Origin of the sequence: Burkholderia sp. BDU5 (genome assembly GCF_001522845.1) — a bacterium.
Classification (GTDB): domain Bacteria; phylum Pseudomonadota; class Gammaproteobacteria; order Burkholderiales; family Burkholderiaceae; genus Burkholderia; species Burkholderia mayonis.
Map to the genome: position 1 here is coordinate 1 of NZ_LOWC01000151.1, position 24640 is coordinate 24640.

Annotated in this window: 19 protein-coding genes, 3 tRNA genes and 1 pseudogene; 6 read left to right on the plus strand and 17 right to left on the minus strand. The window is 65.3% G+C overall.

Features of this window, described 5'->3' with window-relative positions; genetic code table 11:
• Positions 1–2 precede the first annotated feature (2 nt).
• From WS69_RS23755 to gltX, 3 genes are all read right to left on the minus strand, one after another.
• Positions 3–75: transfer RNA gene (locus WS69_RS23755), tRNA-Glu, on the minus strand.
• A gap of 150 nt (positions 76–225) precedes the next feature.
• Positions 226–301: transfer RNA gene (locus WS69_RS23760), tRNA-Ala, on the minus strand.
• Positions 302–462: 161 nt separating this feature from the next.
• Complete coding sequence (gene gltX / locus WS69_RS23765; RefSeq protein WP_059473119.1) at positions 463–1872, minus strand: glutamate--tRNA ligase; 1410 nt, start codon at positions 1870–1872, stop codon at positions 463–465.
• A gap of 419 nt (positions 1873–2291) precedes the next feature.
• On the opposite strand from gltX, the pseudogene WS69_RS23770 reads away from it, so the two are divergent.
• Positions 2292–3373 (plus strand): annotated as a pseudogene (locus WS69_RS23770) (patatin-like phospholipase family protein).
• Between the two features lie 154 nt (positions 3374–3527).
• On the opposite strand, the gene WS69_RS23775 reads toward WS69_RS23770, so the two are convergent.
• From WS69_RS23775 to WS69_RS23795, 5 genes are all read right to left on the minus strand, one after another.
• Entirely contained in the window at positions 3528–4232 is a 705-nt protein-coding gene (locus WS69_RS23775) for a C40 family peptidase (RefSeq protein WP_059473121.1), read from the minus strand.
• 135 nt (positions 4233–4367) lie between these two features.
• On the minus strand, positions 4368–6002 hold the full coding sequence (locus WS69_RS23780; RefSeq protein ID WP_082716428.1) for an ABC transporter ATP-binding protein: 1635 nt from the start codon (positions 6000–6002) through the stop codon (positions 4368–4370).
• Entirely contained in the window at positions 5999–7096 is a 1098-nt protein-coding gene (locus WS69_RS23785) for an ABC transporter permease (RefSeq protein ID WP_059473122.1), read from the minus strand. The genes WS69_RS23780 and WS69_RS23785 overlap by 4 nt, the downstream gene beginning before the upstream one ends.
• A 1-nt stretch (position 7097) precedes the next feature.
• A complete protein-coding gene (locus tag WS69_RS23790; RefSeq protein WP_059473123.1) occupies positions 7098–8138 on the minus strand; it encodes a microcin C ABC transporter permease YejB in 1041 nt (346 codons plus the stop codon).
• A 61-nt stretch (positions 8139–8199) separates the two neighbouring features.
• Positions 8200–10155: an extracellular solute-binding protein gene (locus WS69_RS23795; protein WP_059473124.1), complete on the minus strand. Its 1956-nt coding sequence runs from the start codon at positions 10153–10155 to the stop codon at positions 8200–8202.
• A gap of 119 nt (positions 10156–10274) precedes the next feature.
• On the opposite strand from WS69_RS23795, the gene fabI reads away from it, so the two are divergent.
• The gene (gene fabI / locus WS69_RS23800; protein ID WP_059473125.1) at positions 10275–11066 is read left to right on the plus strand and encodes an enoyl-ACP reductase FabI; all 792 of its coding nucleotides are present in this window, start codon (positions 10275–10277) and stop codon (positions 11064–11066) included.
• Between the two features lie 224 nt (positions 11067–11290).
• Here the strand turns inward: fabI and WS69_RS23805 are convergent, their stop codons facing one another.
• The 5 genes from WS69_RS23805 to WS69_RS23825 all read right to left on the minus strand — a co-directional run bounded on the left by WS69_RS23805 (position 11291) and on the right by WS69_RS23825 (position 17794).
• Positions 11291–11641, minus strand: coding sequence for a hypothetical protein (locus WS69_RS23805; protein WP_059473126.1), 351 nt, complete (start codon positions 11639–11641; stop codon positions 11291–11293).
• Positions 11642–12080: 439 nt separating this feature from the next.
• Positions 12081–13010, minus strand: a complete 930-nt coding sequence (locus WS69_RS23810; RefSeq protein ID WP_059473135.1) for an alpha/beta fold hydrolase — start codon at positions 13008–13010, stop codon at positions 12081–12083.
• A gap of 261 nt (positions 13011–13271) precedes the next feature.
• Positions 13272–14828, minus strand: coding sequence for a DUF2306 domain-containing protein (locus WS69_RS23815; RefSeq protein ID WP_059473127.1), 1557 nt, complete (start codon positions 14826–14828; stop codon positions 13272–13274).
• Positions 14829–15164: 336 nt separating this feature from the next.
• Entirely contained in the window at positions 15165–15503 is a 339-nt protein-coding gene (gene fdxA, locus WS69_RS23820) for a ferredoxin FdxA (RefSeq protein ID WP_059473128.1), read from the minus strand.
• Complete coding sequence (locus WS69_RS23825) at positions 15500–17794, minus strand: molybdopterin-dependent oxidoreductase (RefSeq protein WP_231747205.1); 2295 nt, start codon at positions 17792–17794, stop codon at positions 15500–15502. The genes fdxA and WS69_RS23825 overlap by 4 nt, the downstream gene beginning before the upstream one ends.
• Positions 17795–17923: 129 nt before the next feature.
• Between WS69_RS23825 and WS69_RS23830 the strand changes: the two genes are divergently transcribed.
• Together WS69_RS23830 and WS69_RS23835 are read left to right on the plus strand one after the other, a co-directional pair.
• The gene (locus WS69_RS23830) at positions 17924–18487 is read left to right on the plus strand and encodes a TetR/AcrR family transcriptional regulator (protein ID WP_059473130.1); all 564 of its coding nucleotides are present in this window, start codon (positions 17924–17926) and stop codon (positions 18485–18487) included.
• Positions 18488–18863: 376 nt separating this feature from the next.
• Positions 18864–20930 (plus strand): insecticidal delta-endotoxin Cry8Ea1 family protein, encoded by a 2067-nt coding sequence (locus WS69_RS23835; RefSeq protein ID WP_082716429.1) that lies wholly within the window; start codon positions 18864–18866, stop codon positions 20928–20930.
• A gap of 164 nt (positions 20931–21094) precedes the next feature.
• Here the strand turns inward: WS69_RS23835 and map are convergent, their stop codons facing one another.
• From map to WS69_RS23855, 4 genes are all read right to left on the minus strand, one after another.
• The gene (gene map, locus WS69_RS23840) at positions 21095–21922 is read right to left on the minus strand and encodes a type I methionyl aminopeptidase (protein ID WP_059473136.1); all 828 of its coding nucleotides are present in this window, start codon (positions 21920–21922) and stop codon (positions 21095–21097) included.
• Positions 21922–22149 carry a ParD-like family protein gene (locus WS69_RS23845; protein ID WP_059473132.1) on the minus strand — a complete coding sequence of 76 codons (228 nt, stop codon included), beginning with the start codon at positions 22147–22149 and terminating at the stop codon, positions 21922–21924. The genes map and WS69_RS23845 overlap by 1 nt, the downstream gene beginning before the upstream one ends.
• A gap of 685 nt (positions 22150–22834) precedes the next feature.
• A tRNA-Ser gene (locus WS69_RS23850) sits at positions 22835–22928 on the minus strand.
• Positions 22929–23042: 114 nt separating this feature from the next.
• Positions 23043–24293, minus strand: a complete 1251-nt coding sequence (locus WS69_RS23855; RefSeq protein WP_059473133.1) for an aspartate kinase — start codon at positions 24291–24293, stop codon at positions 23043–23045.
• Between WS69_RS23855 and WS69_RS32070 the strand changes: the two genes are divergently transcribed.
• Both WS69_RS32070 and WS69_RS35070 read left to right on the plus strand, forming a co-directional pair.
• Positions 24276–24518 carry a hypothetical protein gene (locus WS69_RS32070; protein WP_082716430.1) on the plus strand — a complete coding sequence of 81 codons (243 nt, stop codon included), beginning with the start codon at positions 24276–24278 and terminating at the stop codon, positions 24516–24518. The genes WS69_RS23855 and WS69_RS32070 overlap by 18 nt on opposite strands.
• Positions 24401–24640, plus strand: a 240-nt coding sequence (locus WS69_RS35070; protein ID WP_231747206.1) for a hypothetical protein, incomplete at its 3' end; no start/stop codon positions are given. The genes WS69_RS32070 and WS69_RS35070, both read left to right, overlap by 118 nt.

The window sequence follows — 24640 nt, forward strand, 5'->3', positions numbered from 1 at the left end:
GGCGTCCCCTAGGGGATTCGAACCCCTGTACTCACCGTGAAAGGGTGATGTCCTAGGCCTCTAGACGAAGGGGACAAAATCTCTTCAGACTTGTCTTGCCGCTTTGCTCTCATCGTTAATTTTCATCAACAACAGAGAACGAAATTCTAACTTCTTTCATTCCGTTTGTGAAGCATTTTTTCTGTCACTCAATGCTCCGCAAACTTCATTCGCTCTGCGTTCAACTGGTGGAGGTAAGCGGGATCGAACCGCTGACCTCTTGCATGCCATGCAAGCGCTCTCCCAGCTGAGCTATACCCCCGTGTCTCGTTGACTGCTGAACAACAGAGAAGCGAGATTGTAGAGACGGTTTCGAGGTTTGTAAATACCCCATTTGCGATTCGAGCCAGATTTTTTGCGAAGCCGCGTGTTCGGCATGACGCGCCATTCGAACGACGCGGCTTCGCGATCGAGGTGACGCGCTTACGCGAGCGCCGCCTCGAGGCGCGACACGACGACGTCGCGGCCGAACAGCCACAGCACCGCATCGATCGACGGCGTGTGCGTCGTGCCCGCGACCAGCAGGCGTACCGGCATCGCGAGCTGCGGCATCTTCAGCTTGTGGGCGCCGAGCGTCGCCTTCAGTGCGGCCGCGACCGCCTCTTTCGTCCACTCGGCCGTCTTTAGCGCGGCCGCGAATTCGGCGAGCGCCGGGCGCACCGCGTCGGTGACGTGCTGCGCGAGCGCGTCGGCGTCGGGCGCGGGCGTCCGATAGAACATCGCCGAGGTTTCCGCGACCTCCTTCACCGTCGACGCACGGTCCTTCATCAGCCCGATGACGCCAAGCAGATCCGGGCCCTTGGCGATGGCGTCGGCGTCGATGCCGAGCGCCGCGAAGAACGGCTTCGCCAGCTCGGCCAGGCGCGCGCCGTCCGCTTCCTTGATGTAGTGGTTGTTGAGCCAGTTCAGCTTGTTGTGATCGTACTGCGCGGGCGACTTGCCGAGATGCTCGAGATCGAACCATTCGACGAACTGCTCGCGCGTGAAGATCTCCGCGTCGCCGTGCGACCAGCCGAGGCGCGCGAGATAGTTGAGCACCGCTTCCGGCAGGTAGCCTGCGTCGCGGTAGCCCATCACGCTCATCGCGCCGTGGCGCTTGCTCATCTTCTCGCCCTGCTCGTTGAGCACGGTCGGCAGGTGCGCGTACATCGGCACTTCGCCGCCGAGCGCGCGCAGGATGTTGATCTGACGCGGCGTGTTGTTCACGTGGTCGTCGCCGCGGATCACGTGCGTGATGTTCATGTCGAGATCGTCGACGACGACGCAGAAGTTATAGGTCGGCGTGCCGTCGGGGCGCGCGATGACGAGATCGTCGAGTTCCTCGTTCGAGATCTCGACGCGCCCCTTCACCGCGTCGTCCCATGCGACCGAGCCCGTCAGCGGATTGCGGAAGCGCAGCACGGGCTTCACGCCGGCGGGCGGCTCCGGCAGCACCTTGCCCGGCTCGGGACGCCACGTGCCGTCGTAGCGCGGCTTCTCGCCCGCCGCACGCTGGCGCTCGCGCAGCGCGTCGAGCTCATCCGTCGACATGTAGCACGGATAGACGAGCCCGCGCTCCTGCATCTGGGCGAGCACTTCGCGATAGCGGTCCATCCGCTGCATCTGGTAGTACGGGCCTTCGTCGTAATCGAGGCCGAGCCACGCCATTCCTTCGAGGATCGCGTCGACCGACGCCTCGGTCGAGCGCTCGACGTCGGTGTCCTCGATCCGCAGCACGAACGTGCCCTTCATCTTGCGAGCGAAGGCCCACGGATAAAGCGCGGATCGGATGTTGCCCAAATGGATGAAGCCCGTGGGGCTCGGCGCGAAACGGGTACGTACAGGACGGGTCATAAACGATAGCTCGAACGCCTCAAGCGGCGCATCAATTGAAACGACGCGGCAACGGCGCACGCCGCACGGTAGAGCCGGGGGCGCACGCGACCGGAACGGAAAGAGCACGAATTATACTCGCCGCGCGGCGGTTCCTCGTCGCGCGGCGCACGGCTTGCGCGGCGGCCTGCGGCGGCGCTCCGCCTTCCGACCCCGATCTTCGCGTCTTCGCGTCTTCGCGTCTTCGCTCGGCGATTCGCGCCGCGTTGCGGCACGTGCGCACGGCGGCCCACACACGACTGCCCTCATTCAGACGGCCTCGCAGCCGCACCCGGGCTCGGCACGGATATCTTCCCGGACGCCTGTCCGAATCGCCCACTGTCCATGCAGCCAACGATCGCGCAATCACACGGCGGGAGCTTTCGCGCGCACGTCGCCAGTTGCTTTATGATGTGCGCGCCGCGGTCGCCATGCCGGCGCCGCGCACGGCCCGCCCACGACCATCGGCGCGGCCGCCGGAATTTCGCCGCGCGGCGCACCCATCGAGGACGCGCGCGGTTCGTCGCTGGAGATCGAGTCGATGTCGTCCCCCCGCCTGTCCCGCCGCACGTTCACGCTCGCCTGCGCATCGGCCGTCCTCGCCGCCTGCACGTCGACCGGCACCAAGCCGACGACGTCGGGCGCCGTCACGCCTCCCGCGAACCCGCCGCAGCCGCGCGAAAAGCCGATCCGGATCGGCATCGCGCTCGGCGGCGGCGCGGCGCGCGGCTTCGCGCACGTCGGCGTGCTGAAGGCGCTCGAGGCGCGCGGAATTCCGGTCGAGCTCGTTGCCGGCACGAGCGCGGGCTCGGTCGTCGGCGCGCTGTACGCATCGGGCATGAACGCGCTGCAGATCAACAAGCTCGCGCTCGCAATGGACGAAGCGTCGATCAGCGACTGGGCGACGCCGTTCCGCTCGCGCGGCCTGCTGCAGGGCATCGCATTGCAGAACTTCATCAACAAGACGCTCAACAATCGGCCGATCGAGAAGATGACGAAGCCGCTCGGCATCGTCGCGACCGACCTGAAGAGCGGTCAGCCGATTCTGTTCCAGCGCGGCAACACGGGGCTCGCGGTGCGTGCATCGTGCAGCGTGCCGTCGGTGTTCGAGCCGGTGCGAATCGGCGATCGCGAGTACGTCGACGGCGGGCTCGTGAGCCCCGTACCTGCGTCGTTCGCGCGCAAGATGGGCGCCGACTTCGTGATCGCGGTCGACATCTCCGCGCGCCCGGAAGGCGGCACGACACAGAATCCGATCGAGATGCTGCTGCAGACATTCACGATCATGGGGCAGACGATCAAGACCTACGAGCTCGACAAGTACGCCGACGTCGTGATCCGCCCGAACCTCGCCGCGATGGGCGGCAGCGACTTCAATCAGCGCAACGTGGCGATCCTTGCGGGCGAGGAAGCGGTCGCGCGGATCATGCCTGAGCTGCAGCACAAGCTCGCCGCCGCGCGCGCGACGGCTGCGGCCGCCTAGGCCCGCACGCGCCGCAACGCGCGCCAGCACGAGCGCGCCGGCCCCTCGTCCCCTCCGCCGCGCCGAAAACGTCGCACCCAAACAAAAGCCCCGCATCCATCGGACAGCGGGGCTTCGGCGCGGCCGGCATCCGCCGGCGCAAGCGATGCGCGACTCAGTTGCTGCCGCTTGCGCTCGCATTGACGTTGCCGTCGCCGATCGTCGCCTTCACGCGCTGGCGCAGATCGTCGGGCTTCGTCGAGAACTGCGTCTCGATCCGGCGCGCGCCGGTGAAGCGCTTTTCCCAGTAGCCGCTATCGAGATCGTCGACGCGGATCGTGCTGCCCGTCGACGGCGAATGCACGAACTTGTTGTCGCCGATATAGATGCCGACGTGCGAGAACGTGCGGCGCATCGTGTTGAAGAACACGAGGTCGCCCGGCTTCAGCTCGCTCATCCGAACCTTCTCGCCGACGCGGCTCATTTCTTCCGCGCGACGCGGCAGCGACATGCCGAGCGTGTCCTGGAACACATAGCGGACGAAGCCGCTGCAATCGAGCCCGGAATCCGGCGTGTTGCCGCCCCAGCGATAACGCACACCGATCATGTTCAGCGCGCCGACGACGACGTCGCCCGCCTTGCCGGCCATGCCTGACAGGAATGCCTTTGCACCACCTTGGCTCTTCGCGGGCGGAACTGCGCTGACCTGTTGGAGATTCTGAGAGGAGGAAGCCGACTCGGCTTGAGTCGAACTGACGGCATTCTGACTGGAACTGCTGACTTCGTCGGCGAACGCGCCGGGAGCTGAAGCGATCAGGACGCCGACGAACATCCCGGCGACGACGCGCGTGCAAGCCTGGGTCAGATATCGGTGCTGCATTGGTCGATGGATTTGCGCTGGAAAATCAGCTGATTGGCGGAAAAATTTCGGTCGATACTAGCCACGAAGTATTTGTTTGTCAAAAGGAATTGATAATTTCAATCAAACTTCTTGCACCATTCTGATTCATCAGACTTAACGAACGGCTTTCAACAGCTTTTGCGTGTAAGGATGCACCGGATCGGTGAAGATCCGCTCGACGTCGCCCGTCTCGACGATCTCCCCGCCCTGCATCACCGCAACCCGATGCGCCATCGCGCCGATCACTTCCAGATCGTGGCTGATGAACACGTAACCGAGGTTGTATTTGCGTTGCAGATTCGATAGCAGCTTCAACACTTGTTGCTGGATCGACACGTCGAGCGCGCTCGTCGGCTCGTCGAGCACGAGCACGCGCGGCTCCAGCACAAGCGCGCGCGCGATCGCGATCCGCTGACGCTGGCCGCCCGAGAATTCGTGCGGATAGCGATGCAGCACCGTACGGTCGAGGCCGACTTCGCGCAGCACCGCGATCACCTTGTCGCGGCGCGCGTCGGCGGATAGTTGCGGGCGATGCAGTTCGAGCCCCTCGGACACGATGCGCTCGATCGTCTGTCGCGGCGAAAGCGAACTGAAGGGATCCTGAAATACCACCTGCATGTTCGCGCGCAGCGCTGTCCGTTCGCGACCGCGATAGCTCGCGAGCGAGCGGCCCTCGAACTCGATGTCGCCGTGCGCGACCTTCTGCAGTCCAAGAAGCGCCATCGCAAGCGTCGACTTGCCGGAACCCGACTCGCCGACGATCCCGAGCGTCTCGCCCTGCCGCACCGACACGCTCGCATCCGACACCGCGGTGAAGCGCCCGGACCGGAACCACCCGTCGAAACCCGGCAGCTTCTGCCTGAACTGCACCGTGACGCCGCGCGCGTCGAGCACGACGGGCGCGATCGGCAGCACGGGCGACACCGTGCGCTGCGGCCGGCTGTGCAGCAGGCGCTGCGTATACGGATGCTCGGGCGCATCGAAGATCTGTTCGACCGGCCCGCATTCGACGAGCTTGCCCTTCTCCATCACCGCGACCCGCTCGGCGAAGCGCCGCACGAGGTTGAGATCGTGCGTGATGAGGAGCACCGCCATCCCCCGCTCGGCCGCCGCGTCGCGCTGCAGTTCGAGCAGCAGCTCGACGATCTGCGCGCGAATCGTCACATCGAGCGCGGTCGTCGGCTCGTCGGCGAGCAACAGGCGCGGCCGGCACGCGAGCGCCATCGCGATCATCGCGCGCTGCCGCTGGCCGCCCGACAACTGATGCGGGTAGCTGTCGACGCGCGCCTCCGGCTTGTCGATTCCGGTGCGCGCGAGGAGCGCGATCGCCCGTTCTCGCGCGTCGCGCTTCGACACGCCGTCGTGCAGCTCGATTGTCTCGCCGATCTGCTCGCCGACCGTGTACAGCGGATTGAGCGCTGTCATCGGCTCCTGGAAGATCATCGCGATGTCCGCGCCGCGCAGCCCGCGCATCTGGCGCTCGCTCCTGTCGGCGAGGTTCTCGCCCGCGAAACGGATCGTTCCGCTCACGTCGGCGTCGCGCAAGAGCCGCAGGATCGACAGCGCGGTCACGCTCTTGCCGGAGCCGGACTCGCCGACGAGCGCGACGCGCTCGCCGCGGCCGATCGCGAGCGACACGTCGTCGACGGCGAGCGTGTCGCCGAAGCGCACGTGCAACCGATCGAGCGACAGGAGCGGCTCGCGGGGCGTCGGCGCCGCGCCGCCGTCCACCGTCTGCGCCACGCTCACCGGATGCCTCCCGCCGCGCGCGTCGTATCCGCGATCCGCGTGTCGAGCGCGTTGCGCAGCGCGTCGCCCATGAAGGTCAGGAGCAGCAGCGTCGCGACGAGCACCCAGAACGTCGCGAGCGAGATCCACCATGCATCGAGATTCGCCTTGCCCTGCGCGAGCAGTTCGCCGAGGCTCGGCGTCGGCGGCGGCACGCCGAGCCCGAGGAAGTCGAGGCTCGTGAGCGCGAGGATCGCGCCGCTCATTCGAAACGGCAGGAACGTGATGACGGGCGTGAGGCTGTTCGGCAGCACGTGACGCCAGATGATCTGCCAGTTCGACAGTCCCATCGCGCGCGCCGCGCGCACGTAGTCCTGCGTGCGGTTGCGCAGGAATTCGGCGCGCACGTAGTCGGACAGCCCGATCCAGCCGAACAGCGACAGCAGCACGATCAGCAGGATGAAGCTCGGCTCGAACACCGACGCGAAGATGATCAGCAGATACAGCTCCGGCATCGAGCTCCAGATCTCGATCAGGCGCTGCCCGACGATGTCGATGCGCCCGCCGAAGAAGCCCTGCACCGCGCCCGCGCCGATGCCGAGCAGCGTGCCGATGAACGTCAGGACCAGCGCGAACTCGACCGACACGCGGAACCCGTAGACGAGCCGCGCAAGCAGGTCGCGCCCCTGCGCGTCGGTGCCGAGCCAGTTCTCGCGCGACGGCGGCGCCGGATTCGGCCGCTTCGAGAAGTAATTGAGCGTGTCGTAGTAATAGCGGTTCGGCGGATACAGCGCGAAGTTGCCGGGCGTATCGAGCTTCCCGCGCACGTACGGATCGAGGTAGTCGGCAGGCGTCGGGAAGTCGCCGCCGAACGTCGTTTCCGGATAGCTCTTGAAGAGCGGAAAGTAATAGTGGCCGTCGTAGCGCACGACGATCGGCTTGTCGTTCGACCACAGCGGCGCGGCGAGGCTCGCCGCGAATGCGATCACGAAGACCACGAGACTCCAGTAGCCGAGGCGCTGCTCCTTGAAGCGCAGCCACACGCGCCGCGCGGGCGACGGCGCCACGCGCGCGCGCGTGGCGTCGATCCGGGAAGAGACGGCGAGTCGGCTCAAGTCAGCGCTCCAGTTGCTCGAATTGAACGCGCGGGTCGACCCACACGTAGCACAGATCGGACACGAGCTTCGTCGCGAGCCCGATCAGCGTGAAAATGTACAGCGTGCCGAGCACGACCGGGTAGTCGCGCCGGATCACCGATTCGTACGACAGCAGGCCGAGCCCGTCGAGCGAGAACAGCGTCTCGATCAGCAGGCTGCCCGTGAAGAACGCGCCGATGAACGCGGCCGGAAAGCCGACGACGAGCGGCAGGAGCGCATTGCGGAACACGTGCTTCCACAGCACGCTGCGCTCGGACAGCCCCTTCGCGCGCGCGGTCAGCACGTACTGCTTGCGGATCTCGTCGAGGAACGCGTTCTTCGTCAGCATCGTGATCACCGCGAAGCTGCCGACGACCGACGCGATGATCGGCAGCGCGATGTGCCACAGGTAATCGGCGATCTTGCCGGCGACGGAGAGCTGAGCGAAATTGTCGGACGTGAGGCCGCGCAGCGGGAAGATCTGCCAGAACGAGCCGCCGCCGAACAGCACGAGCAGCAGCACGCCGAGCACGAAGCCCGGAATCGCGTAGCCGACGAGGACGACGAGGCTCGTCGCGAGATCGAACGGCGAGCCGTTCCTCACCGCCTTCGCGATGCCGAGCGGCACCGAGATCAGATACGTGAGCAGGAAAGTCCACACGCCGATGCTGATCGACACGGGCAGCTTCGACACGACGAGCGACCACACGCTCTGGTGATGGAAGTAGCTGTCGCCGAGATCGAAGCGCGCGAAGCGCTCGAGCATCAGCCAATAGCGCTCGAGCGGCGGCTTGTCGAAGCCGTACAGCGCCTTCAACTGCGCAAGCTGCTGCGCGTCGACGCCCGTGTACGAGCGCATCCCGAACGGCGTGCTGCCCCGCTCTGCGCCCTTGCGCAGCTCCTGCACCGCCTGCTCGACCGGGCCGCCCGGCACGAACTGGATCACGGCGAAGGTGATGGTCAACACGCCGACGAGCGTCGGGATCATCAGCAGCAGTCGTTTGAGGATGTAGCTCCACATAGGCGCATCCGGGCGTGTTCGAACGGTTTCGTCAATCGGCAAGCGGCGCGCGCGGCGGCCGTCACGGCTCGGCGGCCGCGCCGTGGCCGGGCTTCGCCCACCACGTCGACACGACCCAGCCTTCCGCCGAATAGTACAGCGGCAGCGTCGGCGGATAGGCGAGCGTGCGCTTGAACGCGATCCGGTGCGTCGTGCTGTACCACTGCGGCACCGCATAGTAGCCGTGCATCAGCACGCGGTCGAGCGCGTGCGTCGCGTCGAGCAGCGCCTCGCGCGTCTGGGCCTGCGTAAGCGCCGTCAGGATCGCGTCGACCGCGGGCGACTTGAGGCCCGTCAGGTTGTCCGAGCCCTGCTCGTCCGCGTAGCGGCTCGCATAGCGCGTCACCTGCTCGGCGCCCGGCATCTGGACGCCCGGGTAGCGAACCGCCGTCATGTCGTAGTCGAACGCGTCGAGGCGCTTTTGCAGCAGCGCGTAATCGGCCGTCCGGTACTTCGCGACGATCCCGAGCTTCGCGAGATTACGGATGTACGCGGTCACGACCGCGTCGTACACCGAGCCCGAATCGTCGAGGATCTCGAACGTGAACGGCTCGCCCCTCGCGTTGCGCAGCGCGCCGTCGCGGTAGGTCCAGCCGGCGTCCGCCAGCAGCGCGCGCGCCTTCAGCAGGTTCGCGCGCAGCGACCCGGGCGGATCGGTGTCCGGCTGCACCGTCATCGGCCCGAACACCGCGGGATCGAGCTCCGAGCGCAGCGGGATCAGCAGCGCGAGCTCGCCCGCGCCCGGCACGCCGGTCGCCTGCAGATCGGTGTCGGCGAAATAGCTGTTCAGGCGCGTGTAGCCGCCGTAGAAGAGCTGCCGGTTCAGCCATTCGAAGTCGAACGCGAGATCGAGCGCGCGTCGCACGCGAACATCCTGGAACAGCGGCCGCCGCAGGTTCATGAAGAAGCCCTGCATTCCCGCGCCGTTGTGCTGGCGGAACTCGCGCTTGACAAGCTCGCCGCTGTCGAAACGCTTGCCGACGTCGCGCCGCACCCAGTTGCGCGCGACGTACTCGACGAGCACGTCGTACTCGCCCGCCTTGAACGCCTCGAGCCGCGCGACGCCGTCGCCGTACAGCTTGTAGACGATGCGCTCGAAGTTGTTCATGCCGATCCGCACCGGCAGCGCGGCGCCCCAGTACGCGGGATCGCGCCGGTACGTGATCGTGCGGCCGCTGTCGTAATGCTCGATCAGGTACGGGCCGCTGCCGATCGGCGGCTCGAACGCGAGCTGGTCGAACGGAATGCGCGAGCCGTCCGGCCGCAAGCCCCATTTGTGCGAGAACACCGGAATGCCGCCCGCGATCAGCGGCAGCTCGCGGTTCTTGCGGCGGAATTCGAAGCGCACAGTCGCCGGATCGACGATAACCGCACGCGTGATGTCCGCGTAGTACGCCGGGTATTGCGGCGCCGCCTGCGGGCTCTTCAGCGTGTCGAACGCGTGCTTGACGTCCGCTGCGGTGACGCGATCGCCATTCGAGAAGCGCGCGCGCGGATTCAGATGGAACGTGACCGACATCCCATCCGGCGCGATGTCGATGTCGTCCGCGAGGAGGCCGTAGGCCGATGCGGGCTCGTCGGCGCTGCCCGTCGTCAGGCTCTCGAACAGCAAGTCGAGCCCGGGCGCCGCGTTGCCGCGCATCGTGAACGGATTGAACTTGTCGAACGTCGTGAGCCGGCTCGGATTCGCGAGCACGAGCGTGCCGCCCTTCGGCGCGTCCGGGTTCACATAGTCGAAATGCCTGAAGCCGGGCGGATACTTCGGCTCGCCGTATTGGGCGATCGCGTAGACGGCGTGGGCCGCCTGCGTCGCGGCGAGCGCGAGCGCGACGCCCGCCGCCGCCGCCCGCGCGAGGCGCGCGAGCGCGGCGCGCGCGGCGGCCGCCCATTGCGGCGCGGCGGACCGCGCGGTCTGTTCCGGTGTCGCCGCGCGTCGCGGCGGTCGCGGCCGGCGGGCCCGGGGCGAACCGATCGTCATAGAGGCCTTGGCAGTCGTTCGAGGATGGCGATGTGAGAGAATTCTACCCACTCGCAACCGATTACAGCCAGCCGCCGCCCGCCGACGCGCGGGCGCGCGCGCCTCACATAGGAGAATTCATGGGCTTTCTCGACGGTAAACGTATTCTGCTGACGGGCCTCTTGTCGAACCGCTCGATCGCTTACGGCATCGCCAAGGCGTGCAAGCGCGAAGGCGCCGAGCTGGCATTCACCTACGTCGGCGATCGCTTCAAGGATCGCATCACCGAGTTCGCGGCCGAGTTCGACAGCGATCTCGTGTTCCCGTGCGACGTCGCCGACGACGCGCAGATCGATGCCCTCTTCACGTCGCTCAAGGCGCGCTGGGACACGCTCGACGGCCTCGTCCACTCGATCGGCTTCGCGCCGCGCGAGGCGATCGCGGGCGACTTCCTCGACGGCCTCACGCGCGAGAACTTCCGCATCGCGCACGACATCTCTGCATACAGCTTCCCGGCGCTCGCGAAGGCCGCGCTGCCGATGCTGTCGAGCGACGCGTCGCTCCTCACGCTGTCCTATCTCGGCGCGGAACGGGCGATCCCGAACTACAACACGATGGGCCTCGCAAAAGCGGCGCTCGAAGCGAGCGTCCGTTATCTCGCGGTGTCGCTCGGCGCGAAGGGCGTGCGCGTGAACGCGATCTCGGCGGGCCCGATCAAGACGCTCGCCGCAAGCGGGATCAAGAGCTTCGGCAAGATTCTCGATTTCGTCGAAAGCAACTCGCCGCTCAAGCGCAACGTGACGATCGAGCAGGTCGGCAACGCGGGCGCTTTCCTGCTGTCGGACCTCGCGAGCGGGGTCACGGCCGAAGTGATGCACGTCGACTCGGGCTTCAATGCGGTCGTCGGCGGGATGGCCGGCCTCGAAGAGTAAGCGCGGCGCCGCGCGGCGGGCGGCTCGAGCCGCGGCGCTTCGACGCGCGGTGTCGCGCTCGCCAAATGACCGAACCCCACGCTCGCGAAAGCGCGGAGTTCGTCAGACGTTCGAACCGCCCGTTCCCCGGGCGGTTTTTTCATGGTTCGCCCATCGCAGCGATGCGTCGCGCGTCGCGCGTCGCTCGGCGCGCCGGCCGGTGCGCGGCCCGACGGGCAACGGAATCAGTGACGCCAGCCGTTGTGGCGGCCGTTGTCCCAGTGGCCGCGGTCCCCATCGCGACCGCGATGGCGATACCACTCGTCGCGGCCCCAGTAGCGGCGGCCATCCCAGTAACGATCGCCGTGCCAGCCGATCACGATCGACGGCGCGGGCACATAGACCGGAGCCGGCGCGTAGACGGGAGCCGGCTGGTACACGACGGGCGGCGGCGGCGCATATACGGGCGCCGGCGCGACGTAGACGGGCGCAGGCACGCCGACGTTGATCCCGACACTGACGCCTGCCAGCGCAGCGCCGGATGCGAGCAGCGCGGCGAAACCGGCCACGAGCGAGGCAGCACGCAAGGTTTTCATGGACTCCCCTTCTGGTTGATTCGTTGGATTCGACTATAGCGGGAACCGTCTGCGCCGCATATTTCAAGTTTGTAAGAACTGATGCGCGGCATCGCATCGCAATCGAATCGCTAACTTTTCGTTACATTCGGGCGGGCGCGCCGCCGTTCGGCCCGCGCCGGCCGCGGGCGGCCACCAGAGCCACGGTCGCATCGAATGTCGGGAGAAAATACGGCAAGCCGCCGGTAGCGCCGGAGCACTCAAGCGGCGCCCGCGCGGCCACGCGAATGCGTCGGGTCTGCCGAAAAATACAAGAAGACACTTGCCGTCGCGCGATCAGCCGGAATCCGGCGCGCGGCGGTGCGAAACCCGTTGCGGGCTTTGCAGCAAAAGCCGGCCAGGCCGACAGGCGCGCCAGGTGCTCACCGCAACCGTCCGCCCGCCCGAAAGCCGCCTCGAATCACTTGGCGCTCACCTGCCCAAGCCCCTCTTGCGCCTGCAGGTTCGTGCGCACAAAAGAGCGAATCGCTTCCGCCATCTCCAACGGACGGCTCAGCGGCGCCCAATGTGCCGCGTCCACCGGCGATTGACTGTATTGCGTCGCCCATTCATGGCTGCGCTCGAATACGCGTGGAGGTAAAAACGGATCGTGAATCGCCGTCAGCACATGCACCGGCACCGGAGTGATCGCCTTCTTCGGCAGCAATGTGCGCTGTAGCAGATTGGCCCGATAAATTCCGAGGTAGCGAATCGCGTCGCCTTCTACGCCTTCGTTTTTCCGGAAACGGATTCGAGGCTCGTAACGGTTGATCAACATGCGAAACATCACCGTGCCCAGGCCACTGTGAAACAACAGCTCGGGCAATAGCGGCAGCGTGAAGAACGTCATCAGGCTGTTGCGACGCAACTGACCGAACAACTGCGCGAGATTGCGCGGAGTCGGCCTCAGCATGCGGCGCCGCAAATAGAAGCCGACCTGTTCCAGGCTGGGCGACATGGTGGTGAACGACGCGATGCGCCGTATGCCGTCCGCGTCGGTGATCGCGTTCCAGCCGTAGATCCCGCCCCAGTCGTGCCCGACCAGGTGAACCTTTTGGGTGGGACTGACCACGTCTATCACCGCATAGAGATCGGCAAGCAGCAACTCGAACTTGTAGTGTCTCGAACCGGTGATATGGGTTGAATTGGCGCAGCCTCGCATGTCGTACGCCACGACGTAAAAATCCTCTTTCAGCACATCGGCCACTTGCTCCCAGAACAGAGCGCGGTCGGGAAAGCCGTGCGCCAGCACCAGCACCTCTGTCGGGCGCGCGCTGCTTGGCCGATCGCCCCAGGTATAAACGGCGATCTCGACGCCCGACGACTGAACAAACAGATCTGGTTCGCGCATGGGTAACATTCCTGTGCAAGCTTGGATGACAGGCTCCGACAAATCGACAAGCCCACGATTCGGCCCGACTCACATCTCGCGCCCGGCGCCGTCGACGAATCGACGAATGGGCGCTCGCCGGAGCGGCATGCGACTGCGATCGCTTCGTCAACCGCAGCCGCCTCCAGCATCTATCCACACCGGGCCCGCCACCACGATGCGCGGCGAAGCGGCGCACCGCCACGGCCCAGCCCCAATCCGGGCAAATCGAACCGGGTCAGCCTAATTGTGCTCACGCGTCGCCTGGCCATACACCACGTGGATGATGGCGACAAACAGCAACGATCCGCTCGCGCCCGCGGGCAGCACGAAACCCTGGCCGGCCGCGATGTAATCCGCCGGCAAGTGAAGCCAGCTCACGATCTGCAGCGTAAGGAAAAAGAGCGCCGGGAAAGGCAGCAGGCAAAGCAGGAAAACCAAGCTCTCCTTCATCAACGCCTGCTTGCGATTGCTTCGCGCCATCAACAGCAAGGCGCCGAAACCGGCAATGACCAGGCCGTTTACCGTGTACATCGTTCCGCCCGACAGCCATACGTTGTGAGGAGCCAGGCCCATGCGCCAGCCCAGGAAACAAGACGAGATCCCCGCCGCCAACGCCAGCCAGGGCGTCAACAGGCTCGTAGCGCCCCGAGACGCCCCGGCAGCTTCGTCGGCTCGACTCAAGCACTGTTTCAGCGTAAGCGCAGCCGCGGGAAACGCCAGTCCGCAGGCAACGGCAAATCCGGCCGCGATCATCGGGTGAGCCATGAGCACCGACTGTTCACGCATGATCAACGCGGCAGGCACCAGCGCCGAGGCCACCTCGATGCTCGACATGCCGTGGCCCACGACGTAGAACATCACGTTGAAAGCGAGCAAGGCCGCCGCGATACCGTAAATCAACGGCATCGACCGCAGATACAATGCCGCCCCGAGATCGGCCATGGCCGCAGCGGCGCGCTGCTTCATGGGTCTCGCGTATTGCCGATTCACCAATACCAGCCCGTACACGATCAACAGCACTTCGGGCAACATGAGCCCCATGGTGACCAGGTTCAGGGTTTCCTGATCGATGTCGGGAAAGAACGGCACCAACAATGCCCAATCGAGGCGCAACAACGGCGCGACCAGCAGACAGCCGAACGACAGCGCCATCCAGGCCTGATGCTCGAAGATACGGCGCGCCTTGAGGGCCCGTATCGCCATCGTGATGGAAACCAAAGCAAGCACCCCGAATATCCATAGGGCGACCCAGGCAACCAGGTGATCGTAGATGTGATGCGGCGGCGTCAACGCCATGTAGCATAGTGCCGCCACCACGGCGACAGGCACGGTTGCGATGTAAATCGCACCGATGCCTCGATGCACCTTCATGAAACGCTTTCGGAACGCAGGCCAGAATTGCAGTCCGCCGAACATCACGCAAAACACGCTGAACAGGACGTGCACCGCGATGGCGACCTGATTGGACTTAGGCATCGTGGCGTAATAGATGCCTTGCTCCATCAGCTTCGAATCGGTGAATCGCTTGGCCGTCGAGAACAGGGACAACGCCCACAATTCGTCGCTGACGCCGGAGAGCCTCTCGAGCGTGGGCTCGGCCCGTGCGACGCTCACGGCATCCGTGATCCGCTGGACCGCATTTTCCGTCGTGAACGGCAACATGAAGCGATGAGTGCCTTCCTGCAGCGCGATCCATCCCGACAACCCCATCGCCACCACGATGCTCAGGATGAAGCCGAGTGACAGCATGTTTCCCAAACCGCCCCAGAACCGCATCGATGCTTCCTTTTGCGCCATAGTCACGTCACGTGGGTTGAAGAATCAGGCTCATTGCCTACGAATGTCGCTCGAACCGGGAAGCCGATAAACGCAGCAAGCGCCCATCGATTGAGCGGATGTGAACAGTCGCCGTATGTCGGCGCAAGGTCGAGTCGAACGAGAGCATCCGCCGGCAGACCGCCGTATCCATTACGGGACAACACTGCCGCAAAGAAGCTATTCCGAATTCCGAATCCGCTCGCCCGGCGTCGCCCGGTAAGCAAGCGCCATCCTTCCGGACCTTCGATGAACGTCCCGATCGGAGGCGACGGCAGTCGCCGCCCGATGCGTCGACCGCATCGAACACCCAGCCGCTCAATCCTCATTGCGGACCAACCATGCCAACTTGCCCGGCACGCCCTTCCATTGCTCGTGATCGGCCAATGGGGCTCGCTTGCTGGTGATCCTCGTCCAATTGGGATGCGCGGCCAGCTCGGCATTCAGGGCGATGAACGCCTGCTGATTCGCCGGCACTTCGCTGTCGGCGCGAATGGCGTCGACCGGGCATGCCGATTCGCAAAGCGCGCAATCGATACATTCGTCCGGATTGATCACGAGGAAATTGGGCCCCTCGTAAAAACAGTCGACCGGACAAATCTCGACGCAGTCGGTGTGCTTGCACCGGATGCACGCTTCCAGAACGACGAACGTCATGCGGCGACCTCCTGCGATACGACTTCCTCGACCTTCCGCAAATGCACCGGCACGTGCTTGTGATAGGGCGTGCGCGACAACGGATCGCAATGCGCGCCCGACGTCAGGCGATTCAGCTCGGGACCGCTCGGCGCGCCATCCTTGTAGCGCATTCCGTAGCCGTGCGGCAGCGTGACCATCCCGCGCCGCACGCTGTCGTCTAGCTCGGCGACGACCTCGATGCTTCCCTTCTCCGACGCGCACGCGAGCTTCCCGCCGTCCGCGACGCCGAGCGCCGCCGCATCGTCCGGATGGATCCGCAGCGCGCCGTGCGGATCGACCTTGCGCCACGACGGATCGCGATAGATCTGATTCGCGTTGTACGCGCGCCGCTCCCCCGCCATCAGCACGAACGGATAGCCGGCGCCGGGCGGCGGCTCGGTCTCGAGCGCGCGCAGCTCGTCGAGCATCTCCGGAATGTGCAGATGGACGCGGCCGTCTTCGTGGCGAATGAAGCGCCACATCTCGTCGAATTCGTGCACGCTCATCAGCGTGCCCGAGCGCCGCTCGACGATCGCCCGAAACAGCGCGGCGCCGAGCGTCAACCGGTTGCCGCGGTGTCCGGCGCGGCGCACGGCCGCGCGATGCTGCTGTGCGTATGCGATCGCGAGCGGCAGAATCGGCGCGACGCTCGCCGCGCCGTCCGGCAGCGCGCGGCCGAGCGTCCGATAGACGACCGACGCCGCATGGCGCCGCCAGCCCTTGTTCGCCGCGAGCGCGACGCCGAGCGCGCCCAGGTAGACGAGATGCCCGGACGCCTTCGGCTCGAGCCGCGCGACGCGCTCGAGAAGCGGAAAGCGGCGCGGAATCTCGCCCATCTTCTCAAGGAGCCGCGTGTAGATCTCCGGCTCGGGCAGCGCTTCGCCGAGCGGCGCGAAGAGCGGATGGCGCAGATGGAACGCGTTCGCCGGGAATTCGAGATTGAAACCCGTCGCCTCCCATTTCTCGAACTGCGACGCGGCGGGCAACACGTAGTGCGCATGACGCGCGGTCTCGGTCAACGCGACGTCGACGACGACAAGCAACTCGAGCTTCGAAAACGCGCGCTCATACGCATTCGAGTCCGCGTAGGTGACGAGCGGATTCGCACTGTCGACGAACACCGCGCGCACGCGGTTCTCGCCCGCATGCTCGATCTCGTCGGGCAGGATGTTCGGCGGGAAGATGCCCCCGATCGGATGCATTCCGTGATGCGCGGTCCGCTTGAGCGGCTTGCCTTGCTTGCGCACGCGCTCGTCGGTATGGCCGATGATGGGCAGCAGGAACGTATGCAGATTGTTGCCGCCGCGCTTGCCGAAATGGCCGGTGACGAGATACAGCAGCTTCTCGAGATAGCCGTTGAGCGTCGTATGCAGCGTGTGCTGGATGCCGAGATCGACGCGCACGCAGGCCGCACGCGCCGTCGCGAAACCGCGCGCGACGCGCTCGACGTCCGCGAGCGGCACGTCCGCGCGGCGCGCGTAGTCTTCGATCGGCACATCGAGAAGGGCGCGCTCGACGTGCTCGAAGCCGCGGCAATGCCGATCGATGAACGCGCGGTCGTGCAACCCTTCGCGCACGATGATCGCGAGCATCGCGCTCATCAGATACGCATCGGCCCCCGGCCGCACCTGCAGATGGATATCGGCGAACTTCGCCGTCTCCGAGCGGCGCGGATCGACGACGACCATCGTCCGGTTCGGATCCTTCTTGATGTCGCGCAGGGTGTCGCGCGCGTTCGGAATGCCGTGCGCCTGATACGGATTCGCGCCGACGATGAGCACGTAGTCCGCATGCTCAATGTCCTCGGTCGTGTGGCAGTCCTGACGGCCGAACAGCCGGCCGTTGAGCCAGAAATCGCCGGTCTTCTCCTGCCCGAGCGCGTTATACGCGTAGCGGCTTCGCATCGCCGCGAGCAGTTGCCGCCCGTACGCGCCGCCGACGTGATTGCCCTGCCCGCCGCCGCCCACGAACGCGAACGCGTCGCCGCCGTGCCGCTCGCGCAGCGCGAGCAGGCGCTGCGCGATGTCGTCGAGCGCCTCGTCCCACGTCACGCGCACAAAGCTGCCGTCGGGCTCGCGCCTGAGCGGATGCGTCAGGCGATCGTCGTGATGTTGGTAGTAAGCGAGGCGCGCCGCCTTCTGGCACAGATAGCCTTTCGAGACCGGATGCGCTTCGTCGCCGCGTATCTTCGCGAACTTGCCCGCTTCGATCACGACCTCGAGGCCGCAATTGCGCGAACACAGAATGCAGGCGGTTTTCTCGGTTGCCATCGAACGCTCCATCTGCCGGGCGGGCCGGCTACGGTTGGGGAAACATATAATAACGATCGTTATGGTAACGGACGTTATTCTATACTTCGATCGACGTCAATCGATCAAAGCCTCGAAAACGGAACGGACATGCGCTATTCACCGAAACACAAGGAGGCGAGCCGCGCGCGCCTCGTCGAGGCGGGCGCCGCACTCGCGAAGAAGAGCGGCTTCGCGAACACCGGGATGGACGCGCTCACCGCGGCGGCCGGCGTGACGACGGGCGCGTTCTACTCGCAGTTCAGATCGAAGCCGGAATTCCTGCGCGCGATCGTCGAGCACGAGATGTCGAAGGTGCTCGCGACGGTCGAAGGCCGCTCGAAGGACGAACTCGTCGCCGTGCTGCGCGGCTATCTGAGCACCGCACACGCCGACCATCCGGAGCTCGGATGCCCGGTGCCCGCGCTCGGCCCGGAGATTGCGCGCGCCGACGTCGCGACCCGCGCGATGTTCGAGAATCTGATCAAGCGCTTCCAGGCGTCGCTCGTGGGTGCGTTGCACGATGAAGAAGCGGCGTGGACGCTCGGGTGCGCGGCGATCGGCGCGGTGCTCGTCGCGCGCGCGATGGCGACGCCCGAACGCCGCAGCGAAGTGCTGCGCTCGGTGCTCGCATACACGATGCGAGCGTTCGACGGCGACGCGCCGAAGAAATGACGCGCGCGCCGCCGTGCACGCCGAATCGGCCGCGCGCGTTGCGCCGCCGGTCCGTCATGCATCCGTACGCGGCGAATCACGCAAGCACCGGCGTCTGCGCTCCCTTCGACGAGCAATCGTCAGCTTGACTAACGAACTCGGCGACGTCGTTCGACAGCGCGCCGAAAATTGACGAGCCGAGAACGCAAATGCTACGCTCGGCCATCCGACAGGACGCGTGAGACGTCCTCGCTCGACGCACAGGCGGCGCCCGAACCGCCTCCTCCCCACATCCGCTCCCGTTGCCCGGCACGCCGGGTGCCCGCATGTTCGCAGCCGCCGATCCGCACGATCGCGCCGGCCGCGCACTGCATCGCCATTTTTCCACGGAGACGCGATGACACGTCGAATCGACCGACGAGCCTTCCTGATGTACAGCGCATGCAGCGCGGTGCTGCCGCTTCTCGCCGCATGCGGCGACGACATCGGCACGCAAGCGGCGGAACCGCGCGCCACCGCATCGGATCTTGCAGAGAGCAACGCGGCGCCGCTCCACGCGTTCGACGAAAACGACCTGCTGATTCCCGGCTTCAAGATGAAGCTCGGCGACATCAAGACGCAAATCGAGCAATATCAGCCGGCTGCGGTCGCGATCGCCGATGTCGTCGATGCGGCGCTGTCGGCGAATACGCTGCCGGGGCTCATCGCGTTCGGCGAAGTCGCGGTCAAGGCGCTCGCGTCGTTCATTCCGGCCGTCGGGCCGTTCGTCGGCGAAGTGCTGAACCTGCTGTTCAACCGATTGAACGCGCTGTTCGAGCGCGGGCCCGATGAAGAAGCCGTGATCCGACGCATCGCGACGGAAGCGATCTCGAAAAACAACGTCGAGATCATGCGGCAGGTGCTGACGGGCATCAATCGCGTGCTGCAGGACTTCATCGACTTCACGCGAAGCGCGACGCCGCCCTATTCCGCGTCGATGATCGAGAACATCACCGCGAAATTCGAAGCGTTCGTGAGCATCTGCACCGCGCAGATCCCGCTGTTCCTCATCAAGGGTTCCGAATACCAGGGCCTGACGATGCATGCGCTCGCGGCGAGCGCGCAGCTGTCGATGTACAGCGCGTATCTGTCGATGCGTCGCGAACTCGCACTCGCACCCGATACGATCGCCGCGCTGCTGCGCGAGATGCACGAGAAGATCCATGTGTATCAGAACGACATGCAGGCGGTGCTCGTGAATCATCTGGGCAAGCTCGCCGATCCGGCGCAGAAGAACGATTACGTCCGAAACTTCCATACGCTCGGTTATGCGAAGTTTCTCGCGTCGGCGAAGACCTATTTCGCGACGCTCAACGAGACGAAGATCGACTTCCGAAACTCGATGGAAATCTACACGAACGACGTCGTGCGCGACACGGCCGATGCGACGCTCGCATCCCGTACGTCGTACGTGACCGACTTGCTCGCGCTGTGCCATTGCGGCTACGGCGGCGATCCGCTCGTCGTCCGGATGAACCAGACGTTCGTCGACGGCGCCGGCCGCGCGACGCACATCGATGCACAAGGCTGCACGGGCAATTTCGACGGCGTGTCGGGCGGCTTGCGCACGATTCAACGCGCGTTCGCCGCGAATCAATCGAAAGGGGAATTGACGGACGGACGCGGCGCTATCTGGAAGGCGGCGACGCGCGATACGCGCAACCTCTTTCTCACAGTCCAGCTGCTCGGCGCGCTGCAAGTGCAGGACGGCACGGGCGCGCGCTACTCGGCTGCGACCGACGCGGACGGCAACGCGCTCGATCTGATCGACGACTCGGGCGCGACGCAATCGTATTCGCCCGGCAATGCGGCGAAGCTCGAGCCGGGCTATTTCGTGTCGGCATTCCTGACGAAGCCGGGCACGCATTCGGGCAAGACCTGCCGCGAAGACTCGGGCTATGGTTTTCCGTACGGCGGCATGGCGCTGCGCCACTACACGTCGGCCGCGCAACTCGCGGAACTGCGCAGCGCCGACACCGGCCTCGAACTCGATCTGACCTGCGGCTTCAGCGCGGCGGATTCGTCGACGTTCGGCGCGCCGACGAGCTATCCGGACGTGATGATCGGCAAGTCGATCCTGGTCGGCAAGTGCCTGACGTTCGTCGTGACGAATCGAACCGCGGCGCCGATCGCGTGCCGGCTCGTGCCGCTGCTCGCGGACGTGAAGACGGCATCGGACACATTCGTCAACCTGACGCTGCTCGCGCCGGACAAGCAGCGTGTGCTCGGCTCGGCGACGCTCGCCGCGCGCGACGGCGGGCCTGCACTGCTCGGCGAAGACGGTCGCGCGTTCGTCCACTACGATGCGAGCGACCTCTTTCCGATCGCGCCCGGTGTGAACTACGTGCGGATCGCGCGCAACGCGGATCTCGGCGACAACGCGTTTCGATTCGCGAGCCTGCTCGTCGTGCCGGCGCGAGTGTGACGGACGCCGCAAGCGAGGACGAGCGCGGCCGCGCATGCCGATGCCGCGTTCGACCGAATCCGCCGCTGCATCGATTGCGTAGCCGCGCGGACCGGAAACGCATCGCCCGCACGGCGCTCGCCGGCCGCCGCGCGCGGCCGCGCACGCCTGAACGGCGCGTCGGATCAGTTGCGCTCGGCCGTACGCAACATGTCGGATGCGATCGACGAGTTCGCCGGATCGCCGTCGGGCCACGGCGTCAGAATGTCGAAGCCGTCATCGGTGACCACCACCATATGCTCCCACTGCGCGGACCACGAACGGTCCTGCGTCACGACCGTCCAGCCGTCGGGAAGCTGCCGCGTCTCGGCGCGTCCCGCATTGAGCATCGGCTCGACGGTGAAGATCATGCCGGGCGCGAGACGGAGCCCGGAGCCCGGCCGTCCGTAATGGAGCACTTGCGGTTCATCGTGGTAAATGCGGCCGATGCCGTGGCCGCAATACTCGCGGACGACACTGAAACCCTCGCGATGCGCGACGCTCTGGATCGCGTGGCCGACGTCGCCGAGCGTCGCGCCCGGGCGCACCGCCGCGATCCCGGCCATCATCGCTTCGTAGGTCGCATCGACGAGACGGCGTGACGGCGCCGCCGGCTCGCCCACGAAGTACATGCGGCTGGTGTCGCCATACCAGCCGTCCATGTCGAGCGCGACGTCGATGTTGACGATATCGCCGTCGTTCAACGCCTGATCGGAGGGAATGCCGTGGCAGACCACGTGGTTCACGGACGCGCAGATCGTCTTCGGATACCCGTGATAGCCGATGTTCGCGGGCCGCGCATGCTGGACGTCGACGATGTAGTCGCGACACAGCCGGTCCAAATCGTTCGTCGTTATGCCGGGCTTCACGTGCGGCGCGATCATGCTCAGCACCTCGGCCGCCAGCATGCCGGCGCGGCGCGCCATTGCGATCTCGGCTTTCGAGCGAATCGGCACTTGTCGGGAACGCATCATCATGCAGTCCTCGCAGCGACGTCAGCGGCCGGCGTCGTTTCGTCGCCCTGGATTTCCGCCTGGATCAGCAAACGGCAAATCTCCGCATAGCTCAGCGTCGGATGCAATTCCGCGAGCATCCCGATCCGCAGCCAATGCTCCGCCTGAGCATTGATCGATCGGCTCAACGCAGCGCTCGCCTGGCGCAGCGATTCATGCATCCGATCGGATATCTTGACTATTCCCATGGCATAAATTTATACGATTAATATACGAAACGTATATTACCGAATAAGCGACAAGGCGATCAAGCGTCACGGTGCGTCCGCGCCTATGCGCGATCGGTTTCGAGAATCTCGGCGACGAAATCAACGAACGCGCGGACGTTCACCGCAGGCCAACAGCGCGACGGATACAGCGCATGAAACCGGAACGACTCACCACGCCACTCGGGAAGCCATTCGACGGCCGATCAACTCCTGCACGCCGCCCGCCTCGATCCGCGCAACGCCGGCGCTGGACAGGCATGCGCCGGGCAGCGAACCGGCATCCGTGACGATACCGGCTGCCCGGCGTCTTCACGGGCAGCGTGCGGCGACCGGCCCTGTCCGCCCATGCGAGCGGCTACCCCGTGAAGCGCGCAATCGATCAAGGATGAAGTCGAAATGTGGGCCGTGCGGCGCGCGCTCATCGCATCCGCCGCATCAGCCGGCGGATGCGAGCATCGGCGCCGCATGCGAAGCCGCGAGCGAGGGAAGCACCGGCACGACGCAGACGATGCGCCGACATTCGCCGCCCCATCGCCAATCAATCGATCGGCAATGCGAACCCATGCTGTCCCGACTACGACGACACGCCGTCACGCATTTCCGAGATGCCGAAAAAGAAAAACCCCGCAAGTCCAAGAACTTGCGGGGCTTGTTCCGCCATGTCTGGCGGAGACGGAGGGATTCGAACCCTCGATCCAGGTTTTGGCCCAGATGCTCCCTTAGCAGGGGAGTGCCTTCGACCTCTCGGCCACGTCTCCCAAACCTTCGCTCGCGCCAGGGAGGCAGCGCGACGAAACCGAGATTCTATAGGGTTACGGGGCCAAGGTCAATTTCCGCGACGCATTTTCTTTCCGTGCGTCACGAAAATTCCATCACGCCTGGTCGAGTTCGAATGCCTTGTGCAGCGCACGGACTGCCAACTCCATATACTTCTCGTCGATCAGCACCGAAATCTTGATTTCGGACGTCGAGATCATCTGGATGTTGATGCCCTCTTCCGACAGCGTGCGGAACATCGTACTCGCAACGCCGACGTGCGAACGCATCCCGACGCCGACCACCGACACCTTCGACACCTTCGGGTCGCCCAGCACCTGCTCGGCGTTCACGTGAACCTTCACCTGGTTCGTCAGGATGTCCATCGCCTTCTGGTAGTCGCCGCGGCCGACCGTGAACGTGAAGTCGGTCTTCCCTTCCACGCTCTGGTTCTGGATGATCATGTCGACGTCGATGTTCGCATCCGCCACCGGGCCGAGGATCTGGTATGCGATGCCCGGCTTGTCGGGCACGCCCATCACCGCAATGCGCGCTTCGTCGCGCTGGAACGCAATACCGGAAATGACTGCTTTTTCCATGGTCTCGTCTTCTTCAAAAGTAATCAGGGTGCCCGAGCGCATCTCGTCGTCGAGCGGAACCAGCGGATCGGTGAGGCTCGACAGCACGCGCGTCTTCACGCGGTACTTGCCCGCGAACTCGACCGAGCGGATCTGCAGCACCTTCGAGCCGAGACTCGCCATTTCCAGCATTTCCTCGAACGTCACGCTATCGAGCCGACGCGCCTCTTCGACGACGCGCGGGTCGGTCGTATACACGCCGTCGACGTCCGTATAGATCAGGCATTCGTCGGCTTCGAGCGCGGCCGCGACCGCGACTGCCGACGTGTCCGAGCCGCCGCGACCGAGCGTCGTGATGTGGCCGTCCGGATCGACGCCCTGGAAACCCGTGATGATGACGACCTTGCCTGCATCGAGATCGCGGCGCACGCGCTCGTCTTCGATCGAATGGATGCGCGCCTTCGTGTACGCGCTGTCAGTCTTGATCGGCACCTGCCAGCCGGCGTAGCTCACGGCCTCGACGCCAATTTCCTGCAGCGCGATCGACAGCAGGCCGACGCTGACCTGTTCGCCCGTCGACGCAATCACGTCGAGCTCGCGCGGGCTCGGCTGGCTCGAGATCTCTTTTGCGAGCCCAAGCAGACGGTTCGTTTCGCCGGACATCGCGGACGGCACGACCACCATCTGGTGCCCGGCCTGATGCCATTTTGCGACGCGTTTCGCGACGTTCTTGATGCGCTCGACCGAGCCCATCGAAGTGCCGCCGTATTTATGTACGATGAGTGCCATTGTCGTTCAGAACTGAAGAGAGGCCGCACGGGCGTACTGGACAGACCGTGGTGCCGTTCGGTCACGCGGCTTGTGGCTGTGGACGGACGACGGAGAGAACGGCTGGGGTGCAGCACGCGGGCGTGGCGATTTGCCCGGAAAAGGCGGATCAGGCCGCGCAAACCGGGTACGTCACGCGGAAAACCTGCACAAAACGCTCGAAAATCGAGCCGAGCAAACACTTGAGCGTACCCGATCGACGGTTGCTTGACAAGCCGCTGCCGCGCGGACTGTCGCGAGCAAATGAATTGTCCGGGTCTGTAGCACGTAATCTGTCCGGTTTTTGGGTGCGGCATGAAGCCAGCCGT

Excerpts from the sequence above, each read along its gene's own strand:
- gltX (WP_059473119.1), bottom strand. The coding sequence starts at position 1,872 with ATGACCCGTCCTGTACGTACCCGTTTCGCGCCGAGCCCCACGGGCTTC.
- WS69_RS23775 (WP_059473121.1), bottom strand. The coding sequence starts at position 4,232 with ATGCAGCACCGATATCTGACCCAGGCTTGCACGCGCGTCGTCGCCGGG.
- WS69_RS23790 (WP_059473123.1), bottom strand. The coding sequence starts at position 8,138 with ATGTGGAGCTACATCCTCAAACGACTGCTGCTGATGATCCCGACGCTC.
- WS69_RS23795 (WP_059473124.1), bottom strand. The coding sequence starts at position 10,155 with ATGACGATCGGTTCGCCCCGGGCCCGCCGGCCGCGACCGCCGCGACGC.
- fabI (WP_059473125.1), top strand. The coding sequence starts at position 10,275 with ATGGGCTTTCTCGACGGTAAACGTATTCTGCTGACGGGCCTCTTGTCG.
- WS69_RS23805 (WP_059473126.1), bottom strand. The coding sequence starts at position 11,641 with ATGAAAACCTTGCGTGCTGCCTCGCTCGTGGCCGGTTTCGCCGCGCTG.
- WS69_RS23810 (WP_059473135.1), bottom strand. The coding sequence starts at position 13,010 with ATGCGCGAACCAGATCTGTTTGTTCAGTCGTCGGGCGTCGAGATCGCC.
- WS69_RS23815 (WP_059473127.1), bottom strand. The coding sequence starts at position 14,828 with ATGGCGCAAAAGGAAGCATCGATGCGGTTCTGGGGCGGTTTGGGAAAC.
- fdxA (WP_059473128.1), bottom strand. The coding sequence starts at position 15,503 with ATGACGTTCGTCGTTCTGGAAGCGTGCATCCGGTGCAAGCACACCGAC.
- WS69_RS23825 (WP_231747205.1), bottom strand. The coding sequence starts at position 17,794 with ATGGCAACCGAGAAAACCGCCTGCATTCTGTGTTCGCGCAATTGCGGC.
- WS69_RS23830 (WP_059473130.1), top strand. The coding sequence starts at position 17,924 with ATGCGCTATTCACCGAAACACAAGGAGGCGAGCCGCGCGCGCCTCGTC.
- WS69_RS23835 (WP_082716429.1), top strand. The coding sequence starts at position 18,864 with ATGACACGTCGAATCGACCGACGAGCCTTCCTGATGTACAGCGCATGC.
- map (WP_059473136.1), bottom strand. The coding sequence starts at position 21,922 with ATGATGCGTTCCCGACAAGTGCCGATTCGCTCGAAAGCCGAGATCGCA.
- WS69_RS23845 (WP_059473132.1), bottom strand. The coding sequence starts at position 22,149 with ATGGGAATAGTCAAGATATCCGATCGGATGCATGAATCGCTGCGCCAG.
- WS69_RS32070 (WP_082716430.1), top strand. The coding sequence starts at position 24,276 with ATGTACGATGAGTGCCATTGTCGTTCAGAACTGAAGAGAGGCCGCACG.
- WS69_RS23855 (WP_059473133.1), bottom strand. The coding sequence starts at position 24,293 with ATGGCACTCATCGTACATAAATACGGCGGCACTTCGATGGGCTCGGTC.